Below are 19,915 nucleotides of genomic sequence, written 5' to 3'. Positions count from 1 at the left end.
GAGCTATGCCCAGCAGGCGTTCAGCGTTTTTGTGACTTTAATTTCCAGTAGCGCATATATCCCTGAACAGTCATTGGATAGTTAGTAGCGATTTCGTAACGCGCCAACTCATGCGGATCGCGCGCTATGCGCTCTAATTCTGGTTGAGTTTGCGCAATAAAGCTTTCGATGATTTCTGCCTCATCCTTACCATTGCGCATCTGGGCAAGAACGAGTTCTCCCCAGCTGTAGAGTTTTTCGCGTAGCCGCTCTAGATGCTGGGGTACATTCGTCGTTGGGCCGAAATGGGCAAGGTAAAGGACGTCAGGACGCAGTTGTTTGAGCTTGCTGATGGTCTCTGACCAGGCTTCAAGATCAAGATCGGGTGGCGGTGTGGGAGGGCGCACATAGTCGATGCCCTGCAGGCGCACTCCTGCCGCGTCTCCTGCAAAGAGCTCGCCGGAATGTACGTCAAAGAAAATGACGTGATGGACGGCATGCCCTGGTGTGTAATGGACCTCCAGGCGCCGACCGGCAATGTTGAGGATATCCCCACCCTCTATGCTCTGCAATTTTTCCTGGGGAACAGCCTCAATCTCCCCCCATAACTGCTGCATACGCTCCCCGTAAATGCGCGTTGCGCTGGCGACGACCTTTGAAGGATCGAGCAGATGGCGAGCGCCTTTGCTATGAACATATACGCGGGCCCGAGGTAGGTGGCGCAGCAGAGAGCCGGCAGCCCCAAAATGATCAAGATGGATATGCGTTGCAACCAGATGCGTAATATCTTCTGGAGCAAAGCCTGCTTCGCGAATAGATGCAAGTAGAGCCTCGATGGTTGTACTGGGACCTGGATCAATAAGCGCTACCTCGTTTGCGCCGGCTAATAGATAAGAGCCAATGATACCTTGTTCTCCCTGGAATGGTAAAGAAATCTGCCATGTGCCAGTACGTAATTGGGTAGCAGTAGTCAAGGAAAAAACTTCTCCTTTCATCTCTCCCGAACAGGCATACCCTTGATATTAAGAACCAGGCAGGGCTGTGTTATATTCAGCCCTGCTCGTGTAACTAACATCTCAGCATGCAACCGGTGAAGATGCGATGTTCTGAACTTACTTCTTGGTGGCGATGGATTTGGCCTGTGTGAACAGAAGCAGATAATCCTTGCCGCCAGCTTTAGAATCGGTACCAGACATATTGAAGCCGCCAAAGGGTTGTACGCCTACAAGAGCGCCAGTACATTTGCGATTAAAGTAGAGATTGCCAACGTGGTACTCTTTTTGAGCTTGTTCAATGCGTTCTGGTTTGTTGGTAAAAACAGCTCCGGTCAGGCCATATTCTGTGTCATTGGCGATATGTAAGGCGTCAGCAAAATCCTTGGCCTTGATGATGGCCAGCACAGGTCCGAAGATTTCCTCCTGGGCAATGCGAGCTTGAGGGTCAACATCGGCAAAGATGGTTGGCTCGATAAAGTAGCCGGGCCCTTTGTGGCTTCCGCCAAGTACAAGACGGCCCTCGTTTTTGCCAATCTCGATATATTCAAGAATTTTCCTCATCGCGCTTTCATCGACAACCGGGCCCATATACGTATCGGGACGCGTCACATCGCCAAGCGAGAGCTGGCGAGCCTTGTCAAGAACCTTCTGTACAATCTGGTCATAGACTTGCTCGACGATGATAGCGCGAGAGCCGGCTGAGCATTTCTGGCCCTGGAAGCCAAAGGCCGAAGTAACGATCCCGTTTGCCGCAGCATCTAGATCGGCTGTCTCGTCTACCACTACTGCGTCTTTACCGCCCATCTCCAGAATGGAGCGTTTGAGCCAGCGCTGACCTTTGTGAACTTTAGAGGCGCGTTCGTAGATGCGCAGACCTACATCGCGGGAGCCGGTAAAGGCAATAAAGCGTGTCTTGGGATTATCAACCAGCGTATCTCCCACAACGGCGCCCGAGCCGGTCAAAAAGTTAACGACACCGGCAGGTAGGCCCACTTCTTCCAGGATACGTATAAACTGGTAGGCAATGGCCGGTGAGGTGCTGGCCGGCTTGAGGATGACGGTATTGCCGGAGACAAAGGCTGCGCTGGTCATACCGACCATAATGGCGCAAGGGAAATTCCACGGTGGAATGACGGCTCCGACGCCAAGCGGAATATAGACAAGTTTATTATCTTCTCCGTCGACCTGGGTGATAGGATGATCACCGGCCAAACGTAAGGCTTCGCGTGCGTAGAATTCCAGGAAATCGATAGCTTCGGCCGTATCGGCATCTGCTTCGACCCAGCTCTTGCCTACTTCATAGATCATCCAGGCATTAATGATGAAACGGCGTTGGCGCATGAGATCGGCGGCGGCGAAAAGATAGCCCGCACGCTCTTCGGCTGGCACGTATTGCCACTTTTCGAAAGTCTCGGCGGCAACGCGAACCGCTTCATTTGCCTGCTCGACGGTTGCGCGCGCAAAATATCCGATGACCTGATCTGGCTGTGAAGGATTGACTGACGCAAAGGTATCTTGCGTGGTGATTTTCTTGCCGCCAATAATCAATGGATAGGTGCGACCCAGCTCGCTTTTAACCTGTTCTATTGCCTCAGCCTGGGCGCGTTTATGCTCTTCTTTACTGAAATCTGTAAAAGACTCGTTTTTGAAAGGAATCCTGGCTCTGGCTGCAATATCTTCAATTACTTTTGCCATAGATTGAATGCTCCTTCATGCACTTCATTGTGTCTGACAACCGTTTGCTTTAGTGATGCTCAAAAAAATTGCATCGATAAGACTGTACCGTTGTCGGTGTTATTGATGAACCACTCTATTATACAACCTCGCTTCTGCTTCTGTATTACCGCTGGATGGTCCTTCTTCGTTGACCGGCCTTGCAAAGCGCCCTATAGTATGTTAGAGATCGTTTAAGCACAATTGCTTAAAGCTTAGAAGCTGAAATTTAGGAGATGATTGCGATGTTTATTGCTTTTAATAAGCTGGCTGTGCCGCCAGCTCATCAGCAAGCAGTGATAGAGGCCTTTGAAAAACATTCTGACTCGATGAAGCAGATCAAGGGCTTCCTGGGTATGGAGCTGTGGACCGGTGAGGATAACAGTATTGTGGGCGTCTCGCGCTGGGAGTCGCGGGAAGCGATGGAAGCGTATACAAAGAGCGAGCACTTTGGCGCGCACCACGCTGCCTCCCGAGAGGAGCAGCTCAAACGTCCAGATATAACCTATTATACGAGCAAAGAAATAGTTTAGCTATAAGGCTATAGCCCGTCCGCTAATAGTACAGAATGGCAATAACACAGAGTTGTGACCCTACAACTCTGTGTGGGCTGTCTTCTGGTGTATTCATGTCAGTGGAGCATGGGCAGCTACCTGGGTTTTGCGCCTGATTGGCAGGCATAAAGGCGTACCAGTAAGCGGGTCCGGAATGATCTGGCACTCGACAGCGAAGGCCTGGCGAACAAGCTCTTCAGTAATGATCTCGTCGGGTTTTCCTATAGACATGATTTGGCCCGCTTGGAGGACGATAATATTATGGGCGTAGCGGCAGGCCTGATTGAGATCGTGCAGGACCATTACAATCGTGCGTCCTTGTGTGGCATTGAGCTCGTCCAATAGGTCGAGGATCTCGACTTGATGGGCCAGATCGAGATAGGTAGTTGGTTCATCCAGCAGCAAGGTTGGCGTGTCCTGGGCCAGCACCATAGCAATCCAGGCGCGCTGGCGTTGTCCTCCTGAGAGCGAATCAAGTTGCCGATCTGCTAGATCGAGGAGATGGGTAGTCGTGAGCGCCTTCTCTACCATATGTTCATCTTCTTTTGACCATTGCTGGTACCAGCTCTGGTAAGGATAGCGACCCTGAGTCACAAGCTCGCGCACAGTCAGACCTTCTGGGGCTACGGGTGTTTGGGGCAGAATACCCAGGCTCCTGGCAAGTTCTTTAGAGGAGAGATGAGAGATCTCCTTTGCATCTAAGAGCGCGCTGCCGTGCGTTGGCTTTAGTAGGCGTCCTAATACGCGCAGGAGCGTCGTTTTGCCGCTTCCATTCCCACCGACCAGCGCTGTGATACGCCCGCTCGGGATCATCAGGTTGAGATCTGAAAGTACTTTTACTCCATTAAAGGCAACGGTCAGCTCTTTGGCCTGAAGAACGCTCATAATGTCTCCTCCTGTTACAAATTGCGACTTCGGATGAGAAGCCAGATAAAATAAGGGGCGCCAACAGCAGCGGTGATCACGCCGCAAGGAATTTCAATTGGAGCAAAGATCGTACGACCGATAAGATCGGCAAGGATGACCAGCAGGCCACCAACCAGTGTCGCCACCGGAAGCAGACCACCATGGGAAGGTCCGACCAACATGCGGGCGATATGGGGCGCCATCAAGCCCACAAAGCCAATTGTCCCGGCAATGGCTACAGAGCTCCCGGCCAGCGCTACACTGGCGATGAGTAGAATTATGCGCTGCCTCTCAACCTGGCTGCCCAGGCTACGTGCGAGATCGTCGCCCAGGTGCAGCGCATCAAGATGTCGCGTCATCACCAGGGCGAGCGGGAGGAAGATTACCAGCCAAGGCAAAAGGGACCAGAAATGTTCCCAGGTCCTTCCATAGACACTCCCAGCCAGCCAGATCAGCGCTTGATTTACCACAATCACCTGCGAGTTCGCGATAAGAATCTGCACAAGCGAGGAAGCAACTGCGGAGAGACCCACGCCGACCAGAATGAGCCGGGTTGGCGAACTGCCTCCATTCCAGGCCAGCAAATAGATGAGAATTGCTGCCGCACAGGCACCCCCAAAGGCGACGAGGGGCAGTAAGCTAATCGGAGCGGCGCTGAAGAGCGTGAGAAGCGCGACGGCAGTAAGGCTGGCCCCATTGCTAATTCCGATGATATCGGGCGAGGCCAGCGGATTACGCGTCAGGCCCTGCAAAATGGCGCCAGAGGCCGCCATCGCCATGCCCACCAGCAAGGCCACCAGGACGCGCGGCAGGCGCAAGGTGAGCACGATGAAACTGTATGATTGGCTGCCATTCCCTAGAAGCGTCTCAAGCACGGCCTGGGGTGGAATGATATATTCGCCTACTGAGATAGTAATCACCAGCGCTGCGCATATGGCCACTAGCAGGAGCAAGAGCATAAGCGGTACACGTACTTTAACGCGATAGGAGAATGGAAGCCAGGATGGGCGAATAACTTTCCAGCGCTGCATTACTGCCGCCTCACTTTCTGACGCACCAGCCAGATCAGGACGGGAGCCCCGATAATAGCCGTTACCGCTCCTACCGGAACTTCTCCTGGCCGTACCACCCAGCGTGCAAAGATATCTGCTCCCAGCAATAAAATAGCTCCCAACACTGCCGAGTAGGGGAGTATCCAGCGATAGTTGACACCAACCAGCGCGCGGGCAATATGTGGGATAACCAGGCCGACAAAACCAACAGGACCGGCAATAGCTACCGAGCCGCCAGCTAAAAGTATGATCGCGATAGCCGTTAAGGCTTTGACCAGGCCAATGCGTTGGCCCAGGCCACGAGCAACGTCGTCGCCCAAACTTAAAGTGGTGATTTGCTTGCCCAGCAGGAACGCGATCAACAGACCCAGCAGGAGGTAGGGCAAGAGCGAGAGAAATAGAGAAAAGTTTCGATTCGCTACTGAGCCGGCCAGCCAGAAACGTACCTCATCTAACGTGCTCTCGCGCATGACCAGTAAGCCTTGCGTCAGGGATGAGAGCAGCGTGGAAATGGTTGCTCCTGCGATTATCAGCTTGAGCGGAGTCATGCCCTGGCGGCCTACCGAGCTTAGATAGTAGACAAGTATGCCTGCCCCTGCAGCCCCGATAAGCGAGACCCAGATGTAGAGAGCCTGCGAAGAACTGGCTAAGAATAGCGTGGCGGCGACTACGAGCAGGGAGGCTCCGGCATTAACGCCCATAATGCCGGGAGCCGCGAGTGGATTTTTGGTGAGGGCTTGCATAAGCGCACCGGCTACTGCCAGGCTTGCACCCACGCATAGGGCGATTACAGCGCGCGGCAAGCGAATGTTACGAATAGTCTCCTGAGCCGAGGTGCCATTGAAGGCTACCAGAGCGCGGAAAACTGTGGAGAGGTCAATCGAGGCAGCACCATAGGCAATACTTGCCCCGAACACGACGAGTAAAAGCAAGCTTGCCAGCGCAAGACCTGTCAACGGTGTTTTGCGAAATGGCGCTTCCTTGATAGCTATAGCTCTACTGCCCATTGCTCACCAGATATTTGAATAGATCGTCGATAACCAGGTTAGCAGCTTCGATGCCAATGCCCGTGGACCAGACATCATCGGCCACAGTAAATACCTTACCATTTTTTACTGCGTTGAGTTGTTTCCACTGTGGCTGATTCATCAGATCCTGCATCTTATCTTTACTATTACCATAGTTCATAATAAAGATAACGTCGCCATCCATAGTTTGAATGTTTTCGTAAGTTACTTCCTGTGCGAACTTCTTATCTTGATCCTGAGCAGGGGGACGCGGCAAGCCGGCATCGCGCAGAATTGTGCCGATGAAGGAAGCGCCCATGTAAAGACGAATACGATCAGGAAGCACGCGCACAATCGAAACATGCGTTTGGGCTAGTCTGGGTCCCATTTTCTGCTTAAGCTCGGCGAGGCGCTGATTGTAGTGTTGCAGCAGCGTGTTGGCTTCCTGGGTCTTGCCCAGGGCTTCCGCATAAAGCTTAAGGTTATCTTTCCATGTGGTACCAATGTTTTCGGCAAAGACGGTAGGGGCGATCTGCGAGAGCTGTGGATAAATGCTTGCATGACGCACTTTATTGCTAAGAATAAGGTCAGGATGTAGCGAGGCGATCTTCTCAAGGTTGGGCTGGGCGATAGTGCCAACATTGGTAATCGAGCCAAGCTTTCCTTTGAGATAGCTCAGATAATCGCCATCCTGCAAGGCTGTCACAGCTCCTACAGGGGTAATTCCTAGTGCGAGGGTATCATCTAGCTCTCCAGTATCGAGAACCACAACGCGCTGAGGATGATCAGGGACCATAGTTTGTCCCATGGCGTGCTTAACAAGATGCCCACCTGGTTTGCCATTATCCGCGGGCGTAGATGTGGCCTGATTCGTACCTCCACATGCGGTGAGGAATAGAAGCAGTAAGGAGAGCAGCGAAATAAGCATAAGCCATCGTTGCTGGTGGCTCCCGGCTCGTATAGTGCCAGTATCGTGTGTCATACGGTTAAGTCCTTCCTTACCTGGTAGTGTTTCCTGCGATTATAGGCTCTAACATATCATGCTTATGAAGCTGATAATGATAAGTTGCGCTCTCTACTCTTCCCTTACATGTAGAATAGCTTACCACTTCTCTAAGTGCGATTGAAACATATATATGGTGAATTATATTGTTCGCAAGGTCTATAAAACTAATGCGGGCGATATCGTCTGTTTCATAATCTATAGCTAACAGACGAAAGGCTTGCAGGTCATATATATGGGTGATTCTGCGCAAGAAGTAATCGGCTGCTTGCCCGGTTGGAGGATAGCTGGTACGGCCTCTATATTTGCGAATATATATTTCGCCTTGCCTAAAGCTAGCGATAATGGCCTCTACCTCGGAGCGCAGCACGCGGCTATAGTAAATTCCATATGGCAAGCAGACGATGTTGGCAGCAAATTTATCTCCGCCTACATGCGAAGTGTGCCAGGTAAAGTCGGCAACTTGTTGCGCCAGCTCGGTGTAAATAGGCATACCAAATTTGGCGCAGCATTGATCCTGTTTCCCGTGGGTACATACCAGAAAGAGCGGCTCATCGCAGATGTATTGAGAATAGGTTGGATGTCCTTGCAGGATGGCCGCTAGATTGAGCTCAAGTAGATCTTCGTAGCTACTAAGTGAAAACTTGTAGAGTGCTTGCCTATCTTCACGTGAGATAGCTACAAAGCAGTTAATCGTTTGTAGTGGGCGTGTATGCTGCCGAATAAATTGTAGACGAAAATGAGGGAGGGCAATCCCTGCATGCAAAATCCATTCTTTGACCTGTGTTGAGAGAGAACTCTGTTCTATCATTATCTCATACGGGGCCCACGCACCCGTGTATTCCAGGAGAAGCCAGCAATCAACGCGAGGGGCGGTGCCGATAAAGGGCTCCCTGGCATCCCTGGAGACCTGGGCGCAGAATTGTCTTTCTCTCACGAAATGCTCCTGTACTCTGTCTCGGTTTGGCCTGAGAGGGCATGCCTCGTCAGCGCGGCGAACCGAGCTTGCTAATCCCTATCCACTCATGTCTCTATCTTGCTCTGAGTGCCAGGCCAGGCTCATATCTTACCTGATAAGTCGGATATTAGCATAGCCTAAACCCTGCAGTCAAGATGTTTTTTAATCTTCGTCTGTTTTCACTGGTCAGAAAACCTCCTTTACATTAAAAACGAACAAAGTATAGTTAGAAATAGAAATATATATATTAATAAATAGTAAATATGCTGAAGACAAAAAGGAAGAAATTATCTGATTGTAAGAACTGTTTTTCCGCATGCTAGCTTATTGGTTCTGAGGTCCTTGTAATCTATAAGGATATATCAGCCGTGTAATGAAAGGATATTACTCCCAGGCAACACCTCCTCTCGTACAGAGAAAAGTGACCTGAGCCTTTTCTACATCAACTTGAGCGATCCATTGCTCTCAACTCAAAGGAGTGTTGATATGATGATCCTGGCAGCGATGCAGGCACGCCTTTCTGCTGATATCAGCTGGGTGGATTACCTCATTATTGCAATCTATTTCGCAGTAACGTTAGGTATTGGCTTTGCACTCAGAACCCGGATGCGTTCTTCCGAAGATTTCTTCCTTTCCGGTCGATCATTACCGAGTTGGGTGACGGGATTAGCCTTTATCGGCGCGAATCTAGGTGCCCTTGAGATCCTGGGTATGGGAGCCAACGCGGCCCAGTATGGCATTCTCCAGGCCCATTTTTACTGGATAGGAGCCATCCCGGCCATGATTTTTGTGGCCATTTTTATGATGCCGTTCTATTATGGTAGCAAGACGCATTCTGTACCAGGTTTTCTCAAACTGCGTTATAACGAGGCCACACGGGGCTTTAACGCCATTTCCTTTGGGGTTTTGACGATCCTGACCAGCGGCATAAACATGTATGCTGCTGCTCTGGTCTTTAATGTACTGCTGGGCTGGTCGCTTAACGCCTGTATCTGGCTCTCGGCGGCCTTCATTATGGTGTATATTCTGTTGGGCGGCTTATCGTCTTCTATCTATAATGAAACATTGCAGTTTTTCTTAATTGTCGCTGGCCTCTTGCCATTAACTATCCTGGGGCTGATCAATGTCGGAGGCTGGTCAGGTCTACAGGCAAGGATAAATAACCCGGCCTTCTTCCATTTGTGGGCGGGTACCGCCGGAAATAACAACCCGTTTGGCGTGAACTTTATCGGCATCATTTTAGGCCTTGGCTTTGTCCTTAGCTTTGGCTACTGGTGTACCGACTTCCTGGTAGTGCAGCGCGCTCTTGCTGCTGAAGATAAGGCTGCGGCGGAACGCACACCACTAATTGCCACTTTCCCTAAGCTATTCTTCCCTTTTATTGCTATCGTCCCTGGCTTGATCATTCTCTCTATTATGCCAAATCTCGGCCATGGTGGCGGCTTTCAGAACTCATACAATATGGCTATTCCATTTGCTATGGTTCATTACTTCCCCAGCGGCCTGCTTGGGCTAGGTCTGACAGCCTTGCTCGCCTCATTTATGTCTGGCATGGCCGGCAATGTTACAGCTTTTAACACTGTCTGGACCTATGATATCTACCGTTCTTATATCAAGCGAGATGCGCCTGATAGCCATTATCTCTGGATGGGCCGCGTGATTACTGTAGTGGGCATTCTGCTCAGCGTTGGGACGGCTTACCTGGCATCTGGCTTCAGCAGTATTATGGACTATGTGCAGGCTCTGTTCTCCATTTTTAATGCCCCTCTGCTTGCAACTTTCCTGCTAGGTATGTTCTGGAAACGTACGACGCCCTGGGGCGGCTTCATCGGGCTGATCATTGGTACGTTCTGCTCTATTGCCCTCTGGTTCATGGAGCAGTTTCTCCATCTGTTCTCTCTGGGCAGCTCCGAGGGCTCCAGCATGTGGCGCGCGTTGATTGCCTGGTCCGTCTGTTTTGTCATTACTATTGTGGTTTCACTCTTCACGAAACCCAAGCCGGAAGGAGAACTGAAAGGCCTGGTCTATAGTCTGACCCCCAAGGCTGCTGTAGTTGAGACGGTCTGGTATAAGAAGCCGGTGGTGCTAGCAGGTATTGCCCTTGTCATCTTTGTAATATTGAATATTATCTTCTTCTGAGGCGTGAAAGGAGACTACGCGTATGAGCCAGGAAGATATACAGGGTATGCAGCCTTCTGGGCAACAGCATCGAATGTCGATTGCTTTGACTATTGGGGCGACTATTGGTTTGATCGGCCTGGTTATTCTGCTCTATGGCCTTTTTGGGCATGCTGATTATAGCCGCAGCAATGGTATCAATATCAATCTCTGGTGGGGATTGTTGATGTTTATCTTTGGTGTGCTGATGAGCCTTGGGGGCTATCTCTCGTCGCGCAAGCACATGACCTCTTAAGGCGAGCTTTAGCCTGGTGATTTTTCTTGTCTCTCATAGTATACTTAGTGCCACGAGGCGAACTTATGATAGAAGGAGAGGATTTTATGGCACGACAAGAATTTCCGCTAGAGCAGCAGTTGCGAAAAGACATACAGGATGCACAGCGCGCGCGAGACCAGGTGAAACTTGATACCCTGCGCATGGCACTTGGCGCTATTCATAATCTAGAGGTGGCGCGTACCGATCGTAAGCATTCCGAGTATGGTCAGCCTCTCACCGAAGCCGATACGCTAAAGGTTCTTGAGCAGGAAATCAAGAAGCGCAGCCAGGCCATCGTCCTGTATAAGCAGGGCGGAAGAAACGATCTGGTCGAGAAAGAGCAGCGCGAGATGGATATCCTGCAGAGTTACTTGCAGAGCTCGCAGTTGAGCGACGAAGAGGTGCGCGCTATTGTAGAAAGATTGGTTGCTGAGCAGGGCAAAGAGTTCAGGCGCGTAATGCCGCTGGCTATCAAAGAAACCAAAGGTAAGGCTGAGGGCGCTCGCGTCCAGCGCATAGTGAAGGAATTGACGCAGTAGGCAAATACGCCAGCTTTTATGGCTATCGGGGACGGACCTGATAGCCTTTTTTCACACCATGAGCCTTTCCTTTAAGCTGGTTTCTATAATCCCGTGCTGGCAATCATCTCAACAAAAGCCATAAAGGCTTTGCTGGCGAAGCGGTCTTTGCGGCGAATCAAGCTGGTATTTATGAATCTAAATCTTTCAGGAACCGGGAAGGTTCCCAGATGCTTATATTCTCCTGTGAGTACAGATCTAGGGAGCAGAGTGCAAGCAAGTCCTGAGCGTACACAACTCAGAAGCGCTTCCAGCGAACTAATCTCAATAATATTTGTCAAGGCTATTCCTTCATCGCGTAGCCATCCCTGTAAAATACTTCTGAATGGACAATCCTTTGGGAAGATTGCCCAGCGCGTCTCGGCTAGTTTGGGGAAGGTAGGGGTATCCTGCCTGGTAAGTAATGCAAGCTCATCTTGCGTACTATAATCGAAAATCAATTGTGAGGATGGGATATTTCCTGTTACAAAGGCTCCGTCCAATTGATGGTGAAGCACCTTTGTTAGCAGTTCCGCTGATGTTCCAATCGATAAAGAGAGCGAGACGGCAGGATACCGAGTTTGAAAGTCAGCCAGCGCATTCATAAAATTACCGCAGGTTCCTGTTTCAACAATTCCAATCGTCAATGAACCACCTGGCTCAGCAGGCTCCTGTACCACTTTTACGGCTTCTTCGGCCATGTTTAGAATAGCTGAGGCATAATCGCAGAATACTTGCCCTTTTTCGGTGAGGGTAACCCCTTTCGGGTGCCTATGAAACAACGAGACTCCTAGTTCAGACTCTAGCTTTCTTAAGCGCGCCGTCACATTCGACTGCACGTAGTCCAGGCGCTCGGCAGCGCGCGAGACGCTGCCTTCGTTGGCAATGCTCACAAAAATTTTAAGATCAGTTAATTCCACAGACTGATTACTCCATCTAGCCATCACAAAAAATGATACCCATATCAATATCAATCATTATACTATATACGATTATTCAACTATAATTGCCCTGTAATAAAGGTTATGGGAAAGCGTCAGGAAGGCAAGCTACCAGACGACCTTATGTAACTGGGGAAGATGAAGAAGGATGTGTCTTCTTTGCAGTTTCCTCATAGATCGTAAGCGGTATTGAGCCTCAAAAGTCTGAGCAGCCAGCTACAAGTTGATTCTCAAAAATGGAGGTAACAAATGCTTCTATGGCAGGGCGAAGATAGCATGAAATCTCTTTTGGCGAGAGTTTGTGCATTTGAGATAGGAGAGAGGGTATAGCGTAATGAGGAAAGAATGGATACTTTTATTCTTGACGGGAGTGCTCGAAGCTGTTTGGGTATCAGGCATTAAACATGCCGCAACCTGGTGGGAGTGGTTGATTACCATAGCGTCTATTCTAGTGAGCTTTAAAGTATTGTTTGATGTTGCCGCTAAATTACCTCTTGGCACAATGTATGCTGTGTTTACCGGGCTCGGTACTGTGGCTACGGTTATTACAGAAATAATCTTCTTTGGGGAGCAATTCAATCCTCTCAAGTTGCTGTTTATTGCTGCGTTGCTAGCTGGTGTAATGGGCTTAAAGTTTGTAACGAATGATGGAGAGAAAGGCAAATCTGTATGACATGGATTGCCCTTATTGCCGCCGGTTTGTGTGAAGTGCTTGGGGTGCTTGCTATAAAGCGTGTTACCGAGCGCCGCCACTGGTCATCTTACTTACTGGTTGCACTGGTCTACGGAACAAGCTTTTCGTTGTTATCGCTGGCCATGACGCAAATCTCAATGGGAACTTCTTATGCTATCTGGACAGGCATCGGGACCGTGGGTAGTACGCTGCTAGGTATGCTCGCCTTTGGTGAGCCCCGGGAATGGAAGCGCCTCTTGTTTATTGGTCTGATAGTGATCTCAACTGTGAGCCTTAAGCTGATTTCATAGGCAAGGTAAGCATGAGCTTAATTTGACAAGAAGAGTAGCCTCTGATCCCAACACAGGCGTAAGAGCTGATTTTATGGGACCAGAGGGACTTGAAAAAGCCAGAGGTTTACCGCTATACTATAGGCATAGGTCTTTTCTGAAATGTTAGCCTTCAAATTGATGGAAGCTTTTCCCCGAATAGTGTATGAAGGCTGCCCATAACACTTAACTACCTCAGATGCTTCCATTATTGTTACTACCTCGAAAGGAGGTGGGGAGGGACTAACGCAATCCCGTCCAACTTGTTTGCCCAGGACATAGCTGCACTAGCCCATAATTCAGTATCGCGCTCAATTTTAAGTCGTTCTTTTATCAAGCAATACTGGAGGGTTCTATGGCCTCAATCTCAGAACAGATGAGTCGGCGTGGCATGTGGCCGGTCATCTTTGCGAGCACCCTTGGTACAACGATTGAATGGTACGATTTCTTCTTGTATGGCACAGTTGCCACGCTGGTTTTTCCTGCCCTCTATTTCCCCAAGTTTAGCCCCTTTGCCGGGACGCTGCTCTCATTGACGACATTTCTTGTTGGTTTTATTGCCCGTCCTATTGGCGGCGTCGTTTTTGGCCACCTGGGAGATCGCATAGGACGCAAGTCAACCTTGATTGTGACTTTGCTGCTTATGGGCATCTCTACATTTGTGATTGGCTTTATTCCTGGTTATGACGTTATTGGGATTGCCGCACCCCTGCTGGTTTCATTGATGCGATTCTGCCAGGGGCTTGGCGTTGGTGGTGAGTGGGGAGGTTCTGTCCTACTATCGTTAGAATATGGGCATGAGCGCAATAGGGGCTTTTGGGCCAGCTGGCCACAGATGGGAGTGCCTCTTGGCCTGTTGCTCTCGGCTGGCCTGGTGGCGGTATTTGCTGCAATTTCCGGTAGCCAGTTCAATAGTTGGGGCTGGCGTATTCCTTTCTTCCTGAGCGCTCTACTGATCGTGGTTGGCCTCTATATTCGCTTGCGTATCTTAGAGACACCACTGTTTTCTAAGCTTCAGGAGGAGAAGCGTGTTGCCAAAGCTCCTGTAGTCGAGGTAATTGCGCAGAACTGGGAGGAGATCATCCTTACCGCCGCAGCCCGTTTTGTGGAACAGGCTCCTTTCTATCTCTTTTCCACATTTGTCCTGGTCTATGGCGCGACCTATCTACATGTGGATAGGCAGCTTGTGCTTGGCGGAATCTATGCGGCTGCCATTCTTGAGCTTCTCACTATTCCCTGGTTCAGCTATCTTTCAGATCGCTTTGGGCGGAGGCGCTGGTATTTGCTCGGCTGCTTGCTTATGCTGCTCTTTGCCTTTCCCTATTTTTTGTTGCTCAACACGGGAAATGGCTTCCTGATTATTGCCAGTATCGTGCTCTCGCTTGCACTGTGCCATTCTTTTGTCTATGGACCGCAGGCTGCCTTGATTTCGGAGCACTTTACAACCAGGCTGCGCTATAGCGGCGCCTCGATTGGCTATCAACTGGCGGCGCCCTTTGCCGGTGGCCTGGCCCCTCTTATCGCGGCTTTTCTGCTAGAGCAGTACAAAGGCGATTATGTGCCGGTCGCGCTCTACATCATTATTCTTGCGGCATTTTCCTTCGTAGCTACGCTTGGCCTGAAGGAGCTGTCCAAGGCCAGTATCGCTGACTAAAGGTTTGACTTTAACTGTAGATAAGCCTGGGATTACAGGCGTAGAGAGCAAAAAGCTTGCTCCCTATTTTTTTGCCAGTTAGCTGAGCAATGGCTGGGTACCTCACTTTCTGCTGCTATCGCTGGTGGCGAAACAACATGCCAAAGGGTTGGGCTAGCATCAATCTAGTAATGAGATAAGAAATAGTGAATATAGCGATAAGAAGCAGGGAAGCGCTTTGGCTCTTGCCTGATCTCCCTATTTTCGGTACGCTTATGTATAAATAGGCAACTGTATTACAGCTATCTAAAGTATAGTTTCGAGGGAGAATATATGCATAACGGGTCAGCTCAAGGCATTGTTGGTGTCGATATTGGCGGTACTTTTACTGATATTGTCCATTACGTACCTCCTCAGGCCTCTCTGTCCACGGTGGCAGGAGTTTCGGGCGGACAGCTTAGAATGTATAAGGTTCCCAGTACGCCACAGAATCCGGCCCAGGGATTGCTCACGGGCCTCCAGGCTCTTGACGTGACTCAGCCTTCGGCAGTTATTCATGGCTCGACGGTAGCAACAAATGCCTTGTTGGAGCGCAAGGGGGCCCGGTCGGTGCTGATTACTACCGAGGGATTTGCGGATGTACTGGAGATCGGCCGTCAGGATCGCCCGGCCCTCTATGATCTCTTGCAGCAGCGCGCTCCTGCGATTATCCCCAGGGAGCGCCGTTTAGAGCTAGCTGAGCGCCTCGACCATCAAGGAGCTATTCTGCGTGCTCCCGGGCGCGATGAGCTAGAAGCACTCATGCAGCAAGTAGCCGCTCAGAACCCAGAGAGTATTGCTATTGCGTTGCTCTACGCTTTTCGCAATCCTGTCCATGAGCAATTGTTAGCACAACTGTTGCGGGAGCGTTTTCCTTCGGCCTATCTCTCGCTCTCCAGCGAAATTTTGCCACAATTTAGAGAATACGAGCGAACAAGTACTGTAGCGGTTAACGCCTATGTTCAGCCGCTGATGGCTCGCTATCTTAACGGGCTGCAGGAACAGTTGCAGAGACCCTTGCGGATCATGCAATCCTCGGGTGGCAGCATTTCGGCGGCAACGGCGGCCAAAGAGCCGGTGCGTACGGTGCTGAGCGGGCCGGCTGGCGGTGTTATTGGCGCCTTTCATGTTGCGCGCATGGCCGGTTATGAGCAGATCATGACTCTTGATATGGGGGGTACATCGACAGATGTTGCGCTCTGTCCTGGCCTGATTCCCGAAACCTCCGAGGCCAGCGTGGCGGGCTGTCCTATTGGCGTGCCAACCGTGGCGATCCATACGGTTGGAGCAGGCGGTGGCTCGATTGTACGCCTGGATGAGGGAAATGCTCTCACCGTAGGTCCTGACTCGGCCGGAGCTGTACCGGGGCCAGCTTGTTATGGGATTGGCGAGGAACTTACAGTTACTGATGCAAATGTCGTCCTGGGACGTATTGATCCCGCGCATTTTCTGGGCGGGCGTTTCACAATTTATCCCGAACGCGCTGAGGAGCGTATGGCCGCCCTGGCAAAACGCATGGAGGTCAGTACGCAAGAGGCCGCGCTAGGCGTTATTCGTGTGGTTAATGCAAGCATGGAGCGGGCGCTACGCACTGTTTCGCTCGAACAGGGCCATGATCCGCGCCTCTTTACACTACTGCCCTTTGGTGGGGCGGGAGCGCTGCATGCCTGCGAATTGGCCGAAGCGCTGCATATTCCGCGGGTCTTTATTCCGCGCTATCCCGGTGTGCTTTCAGCCCTGGGCATGATTTTGGCCCCAATCGTCAAGGATTATGTGCAAACAGTTATGCTCGATGCTCAAGAGCTTTCAACTGAGGCCCTGGAAGCTGTTTTTGCCCCTCTTGAAGCGCGTGCCCGCGCCGAGATGCAGCAGGAAATGAGCTATATGCCGGCTCAGAGCGAAGCTGCAATCTCTCTGCAGCGTTTGTATGATTTGCGTTATTTTGGGCAGGCCTATGAATTGACAACAAGCAATGCTGGCGATCTTGCGGCCACGCTTGCGCGTTTTCACGCTCTGCATAAGCAGCGCTTTGGGCATGAGCATCAAGAACAGCCAGTGCAAGTCGTGGCTGTGCGCGTCAAGGCGAGCGTGCAGCCTGCTCAACCCGAGCTGCCCTTTGAGGATTTGAGCGGCCCTTCAGCCGAGCAGGCTTTACTTGGCGAGCGCTCTATGATCTTTACCCAGGGGATGTTCCGGGCCCGCCTCTATGAGCGCGCTGCTTTGCAGCATGGCAACCGCATTGTTGGCCCTGCCGTCCTCATTCAGGATGATAGCACAATCCTCTTACCTCCCGGCTGGGAGGGTGTCGTCGATGGCTGGGGCAATGTGCTTGCTCAGCAGGTGCAGGAAAGTTCTTCTGACGACAAGAGTACTACGCTTACGCCTCGCGATACCTTTGATCCCGTTTCGCTCGAAATCTTTAAGCATCTGCTTTCCTCGGCGGCCGAAGAAATGGGCGTGACGCTGGGAAGAACTGCCTATTCGCCCAATATCAAGGAGCGAAAAGATTATTCCTGCGCCTGTTTTGATGCGCAGGGGCGTTTGATTGCCCAGGCGGCCCATATTCCTGTTCATCTAGGAGCGATGCCGGCCTCGGTGCGTGCGGCCATTGAACAGTTTCAAACCTTCGAGCCAGGTGATCTGATCGTGCTCAATGATCCTTACCTGGGAGGAACGCATCTTCCAGATATAACCATGGTAACCCCTGTTTTTATCGCTAAAGATTCCGATGGACATACTGGTGAGCTATTTGGCTTTGTCGCGAGCCGTGCGCATCATGCCGATATTGGCGGTATGTCTCCAGGATCAATGCCCATGTCCCGCGAGCTTTATCAGGAAGGGGTAATCATTCCACCGCTCAAGCTGGCGCGCGCTGGAGTGCTCAATGAGGATGTCTTAAGGCTTTTCTATCGCAATGTGCGTACTCCCTGGGAGCGCAAAGGGGATATAGATGCTCAGATAGCGGCTGGCCAGGTAGGGGTGAGACGCTTGCAGGAGATCATCGAACGTTATGGTTCGCAGATGGTTCTGGCGCACGCCGAAGCTCTGCTCCGCTATTCCGCCCAGTTGACGCGTAAGGCTCTGCAGGCTCTTCCTGAGCGTGAAGTAGAGTTCACTGATTATCTAGATGATGACGGCTGGGGAGCCAGTGCCTTGCCAATCACTGTACGTATCCAGGTAAAAAATGGTACTATGACAGTTGATTTCACTGGAACGGCGGCACAGAGTGCTGGCTGTGTGAATGCTGTACAAGCTGTTGCGCATTCAAGCGTTTTATACGCGGTGCGCTGTATGGTGGGCGAGCACGTGCCGGCCAATCAAGGTTGTCTGGAGTCGATCGATATTCGAATACCGGAGGGATCGCTGCTCAATCCGCTGCCACCGGCGGCAGTTGCGGCAGGGAATGTAGAGACATCACAGCGCACAGTCGATGCTCTCTTTGGCGCCCTGGCCCAACTTGCCCCGCAGCGCATACCCGCAGCGTCACAAGGTACTATGAACAATATTACGTTTGGTGGCCTGGACCCACAGCGCAAGAGTGTCTTTGCTTATTACGAAACGCTAGGAGGCGGCATGGGGGCAAGGCCTGGCGCCGCTGGGCTCTCAGGTGTGCATGTACATATGAGCAATACACGCAATACTCCTGTGGAAGCGCTCGAAATGGAGATGCCTCTACGGATACGACGCTATGCTTTGCGCTATGGCTCTGGCGGCGCGGGGCGCTATCGCGGCGGTGATGGCCTGTGTCGCGAGTTCTGTTTCCTGGTGCCGGCTACCGTAACGTTATTGACTGATCGTCGCGTCTATGCGCCCTACGGTCTGCAAGGTGGTGAAGCTGGCGCCGTGGGTATCAACAGCCTTGAGCACAATGGCACAGCTACCCAATTGCCAGGTAAAGTTACCCTGGATGTGCAGGCAGGGGATGTGTTAACTATCTGCACTCCTGGCGGTGGCGGTTTTTTACCGAAGGATGAGCCTTATGTCAACAACAGCGATTGAATTAGCGCTGTTCCCGCTCAATGTTGTCCTTTTCCCGGGAACAGTATTACCGTTGCATATCTTTGAAGCTCGCTATCGTCAGATGATCATGGATTGTCAGCAAGAGATGAAGCCTTTCGGTGTTGTGCTGATCAGGCCGGAGAGCGAGCAGCCTGACGAGATTCCCTATTCTGTGGGGACTGTAGCGGAAATACGAAACCTGGATAAGCTAGATGATGGTGGCTATAACCTTATAGCGGTTGGAACCAGGCGCTTCCAGATCGTTGAACAATACCATGATAAGCCATATCTCTCTGGCCTGGTAGAGCCCTATGAAGATGTGAGCGAGCCTATATATGAGCTTGAAGTTTTGAATGAGCAGGCCCGTGACTTGTTTGGGCGCTATCTTGGTATGTTGCTGGAGGCGATGAATGAGGACGATGTGCAGACAAATCTGCCTGCGACTGCAGAAAGTCTCTCGCATTTTATCGCCTATTTCCTGGAAATCCAGGATGAGCGCAAGCAGCATTTCCTGGAACTGACCTCGACGCGGCAACGCCTGCGTGAAGAAATTGGGATCTTGCGTCGCGAGGTCCCATTTCTGCGTCAGATTATTACCAGGCAGATATCTGATGAGCAAACCAGGCTAAATTAATTGGCGGAGATCGATCTGGTTATAGATGTAAGCTTGCACGAGAAATTAGCAAGTACATAGGCGCTGAGAGAGGTTGAAGATAGGCTCCTCAGCGCTAAAGAAGAGAGAAGTGATATGCCGGATTACGCTAACTTCAGGCAGCGTTTGGATGCTGTCTTACGTACGCTCAATGTTGAGGAAGTGCGTGGATTTCTTATAGCAGAGGATCAATGGAGCGAAGAGGAGCCGGTAGATCCGGAGCTGGCCATGTGGCTGATGGTGGCGGGTAGCCCTTCACTGCGGGATCTACACGAGAAGGCCAGAGAATGGCTGGTTTCGCATGGGCATGAAAGTGAGGCGATGGCCTTATTGGGAAAGGGTAAACGTGCGGAAGCGCGCCCGGGAACGGGACATAAGCAGGCTGCATGGGCTCGGCGGCCCAAAGGGCAAAAATCTGCAAAGCCCAGATAGCCTGATTGCGCCGCTCTTGCCGAACGCCAGAACAGGTCCATCTACATGGGATGACCTGG

General features: G+C 51.2%; 18 protein-coding genes. 10 read left to right on the top strand and 8 right to left on the bottom strand.

Annotation, left to right across the window (positions count from 1 at the left end):
• Positions 1-20: 20 nt before the first annotated feature.
• On the bottom strand, positions 21-953 hold the full coding sequence (locus EPA93_RS21150; RefSeq protein ID WP_165423293.1) for an MBL fold metallo-hydrolase: 933 nt from the start codon (positions 951-953) through the stop codon (positions 21-23).
• A 138-nt stretch (positions 954-1,091) separates the two neighbouring features.
• Positions 1,092-2,669: an L-glutamate gamma-semialdehyde dehydrogenase gene (gene pruA / locus EPA93_RS21145; RefSeq protein WP_129889421.1), complete on the bottom strand. Its 1,578-nt coding sequence runs from the start codon at positions 2,667-2,669 to the stop codon at positions 1,092-1,094.
• A 263-nt stretch (positions 2,670-2,932) separates the two neighbouring features.
• Here pruA and EPA93_RS21140 point away from each other — a divergent pair, with 263 nt between their 5' ends.
• Complete coding sequence (locus EPA93_RS21140; RefSeq protein ID WP_165423292.1) at positions 2,933-3,220, top strand: antibiotic biosynthesis monooxygenase family protein; 288 nt, start codon at positions 2,933-2,935, stop codon at positions 3,218-3,220.
• A 93-nt stretch (positions 3,221-3,313) separates the two neighbouring features.
• Here the strand turns inward: EPA93_RS21140 and EPA93_RS21135 are convergent, their stop codons facing one another.
• From EPA93_RS21135 to EPA93_RS21115, 5 genes are read right to left on the bottom strand one after another with little or no spacing between them, the layout of a single operon-like run.
• Positions 3,314-4,126: an ABC transporter ATP-binding protein gene (locus EPA93_RS21135; protein ID WP_129889419.1), complete on the bottom strand. Its 813-nt coding sequence runs from the start codon at positions 4,124-4,126 to the stop codon at positions 3,314-3,316.
• 14 nt (positions 4,127-4,140) lie between these two features.
• Complete coding sequence (locus tag EPA93_RS21130; protein WP_129889418.1) at positions 4,141-5,178, bottom strand: FecCD family ABC transporter permease; 1,038 nt, start codon at positions 5,176-5,178, stop codon at positions 4,141-4,143.
• Positions 5,178-6,206 carry a FecCD family ABC transporter permease gene (locus EPA93_RS21125; RefSeq protein WP_129889417.1) on the bottom strand — a complete coding sequence of 343 codons (1,029 nt, stop codon included), beginning with the start codon at positions 6,204-6,206 and terminating at the stop codon, positions 5,178-5,180. The genes EPA93_RS21130 and EPA93_RS21125 overlap by 1 nt, the downstream gene beginning before the upstream one ends.
• Positions 6,196-7,188, bottom strand: coding sequence for an ABC transporter substrate-binding protein (locus tag EPA93_RS21120; protein ID WP_207229610.1), 993 nt, complete (start codon positions 7,186-7,188; stop codon positions 6,196-6,198). The genes EPA93_RS21125 and EPA93_RS21120 overlap by 11 nt, the downstream gene beginning before the upstream one ends.
• Before the next feature lie 16 nt (positions 7,189-7,204).
• Positions 7,205-8,146 (bottom strand): sucrase ferredoxin, encoded by a 942-nt coding sequence (locus EPA93_RS21115; RefSeq protein WP_129889416.1) that lies wholly within the window; start codon positions 8,144-8,146, stop codon positions 7,205-7,207.
• A 507-nt stretch (positions 8,147-8,653) separates the two neighbouring features.
• Between EPA93_RS21115 and EPA93_RS21110 the strand changes: the two genes are divergently transcribed.
• The 3 genes from EPA93_RS21110 (at position 8,654) to EPA93_RS21100 (ending at position 11,140) form a co-directional block, all read left to right on the top strand.
• On the top strand, positions 8,654-10,306 hold the full coding sequence (locus EPA93_RS21110; RefSeq protein ID WP_129889415.1) for a sodium:solute symporter family protein: 1,653 nt from the start codon (positions 8,654-8,656) through the stop codon (positions 10,304-10,306).
• Positions 10,307-10,328: 22 nt separating this feature from the next.
• Complete coding sequence (locus tag EPA93_RS21105) at positions 10,329-10,580, top strand: hypothetical protein (RefSeq protein WP_129889414.1); 252 nt, start codon at positions 10,329-10,331, stop codon at positions 10,578-10,580.
• A gap of 86 nt (positions 10,581-10,666) precedes the next feature.
• Positions 10,667-11,140 carry a GatB/YqeY domain-containing protein gene (locus tag EPA93_RS21100; RefSeq protein ID WP_165423291.1) on the top strand — a complete coding sequence of 158 codons (474 nt, stop codon included), beginning with the start codon at positions 10,667-10,669 and terminating at the stop codon, positions 11,138-11,140.
• An 83-nt stretch (positions 11,141-11,223) separates the two neighbouring features.
• On the opposite strand, the gene EPA93_RS21095 is transcribed toward EPA93_RS21100, so the two are convergent.
• Entirely contained in the window at positions 11,224-12,078 is an 855-nt protein-coding gene (locus EPA93_RS21095; protein ID WP_129889412.1) for a LysR family transcriptional regulator, read from the bottom strand.
• A 355-nt stretch (positions 12,079-12,433) separates the two neighbouring features.
• Here EPA93_RS21095 and EPA93_RS21090 point away from each other — a divergent pair, with 355 nt between their 5' ends.
• The 6 genes from EPA93_RS21090 (at position 12,434) to EPA93_RS21065 (ending at position 19,856) form a co-directional block, all read left to right on the top strand.
• Entirely contained in the window at positions 12,434-12,772 is a 339-nt protein-coding gene (locus tag EPA93_RS21090) for a DMT family transporter (RefSeq protein ID WP_129889411.1), read from the top strand.
• Positions 12,769-13,083 (top strand): DMT family transporter, encoded by a 315-nt coding sequence (locus EPA93_RS21085; protein ID WP_129889410.1) that lies wholly within the window; start codon positions 12,769-12,771, stop codon positions 13,081-13,083. Before EPA93_RS21090 ends, EPA93_RS21085 begins: the two co-directional genes overlap by 4 nt.
• Before the next feature lie 373 nt (positions 13,084-13,456).
• The gene (locus EPA93_RS21080) at positions 13,457-14,755 is read left to right on the top strand and encodes an MFS transporter (RefSeq protein WP_129889409.1); all 1,299 of its coding nucleotides are present in this window, start codon (positions 13,457-13,459) and stop codon (positions 14,753-14,755) included.
• Positions 14,756-15,067: 312 nt separating this feature from the next.
• Complete coding sequence (locus EPA93_RS49885) at positions 15,068-18,772, top strand: hydantoinase B/oxoprolinase family protein (RefSeq protein WP_129889408.1); 3,705 nt, start codon at positions 15,068-15,070, stop codon at positions 18,770-18,772.
• Complete coding sequence (locus EPA93_RS21070; protein WP_165423290.1) at positions 18,753-19,406, top strand: LON peptidase substrate-binding domain-containing protein; 654 nt, start codon at positions 18,753-18,755, stop codon at positions 19,404-19,406. Before EPA93_RS49885 ends, EPA93_RS21070 begins: the two co-directional genes overlap by 20 nt.
• A gap of 114 nt (positions 19,407-19,520) precedes the next feature.
• Complete coding sequence (locus EPA93_RS21065) at positions 19,521-19,856, top strand: hypothetical protein (protein WP_129889406.1); 336 nt, start codon at positions 19,521-19,523, stop codon at positions 19,854-19,856.
• Positions 19,857-19,915 lie beyond the last annotated feature (59 nt).

Origin of the sequence: Ktedonosporobacter rubrisoli (assembly GCF_004208415.1) — a bacterium.
GTDB classification, from domain to species: Bacteria; Chloroflexota; Ktedonobacteria; order Ktedonobacterales; family Ktedonobacteraceae; genus Ktedonosporobacter; species Ktedonosporobacter rubrisoli.
This window is presented reverse-complemented; position numbering and strand designations above follow the sequence as displayed.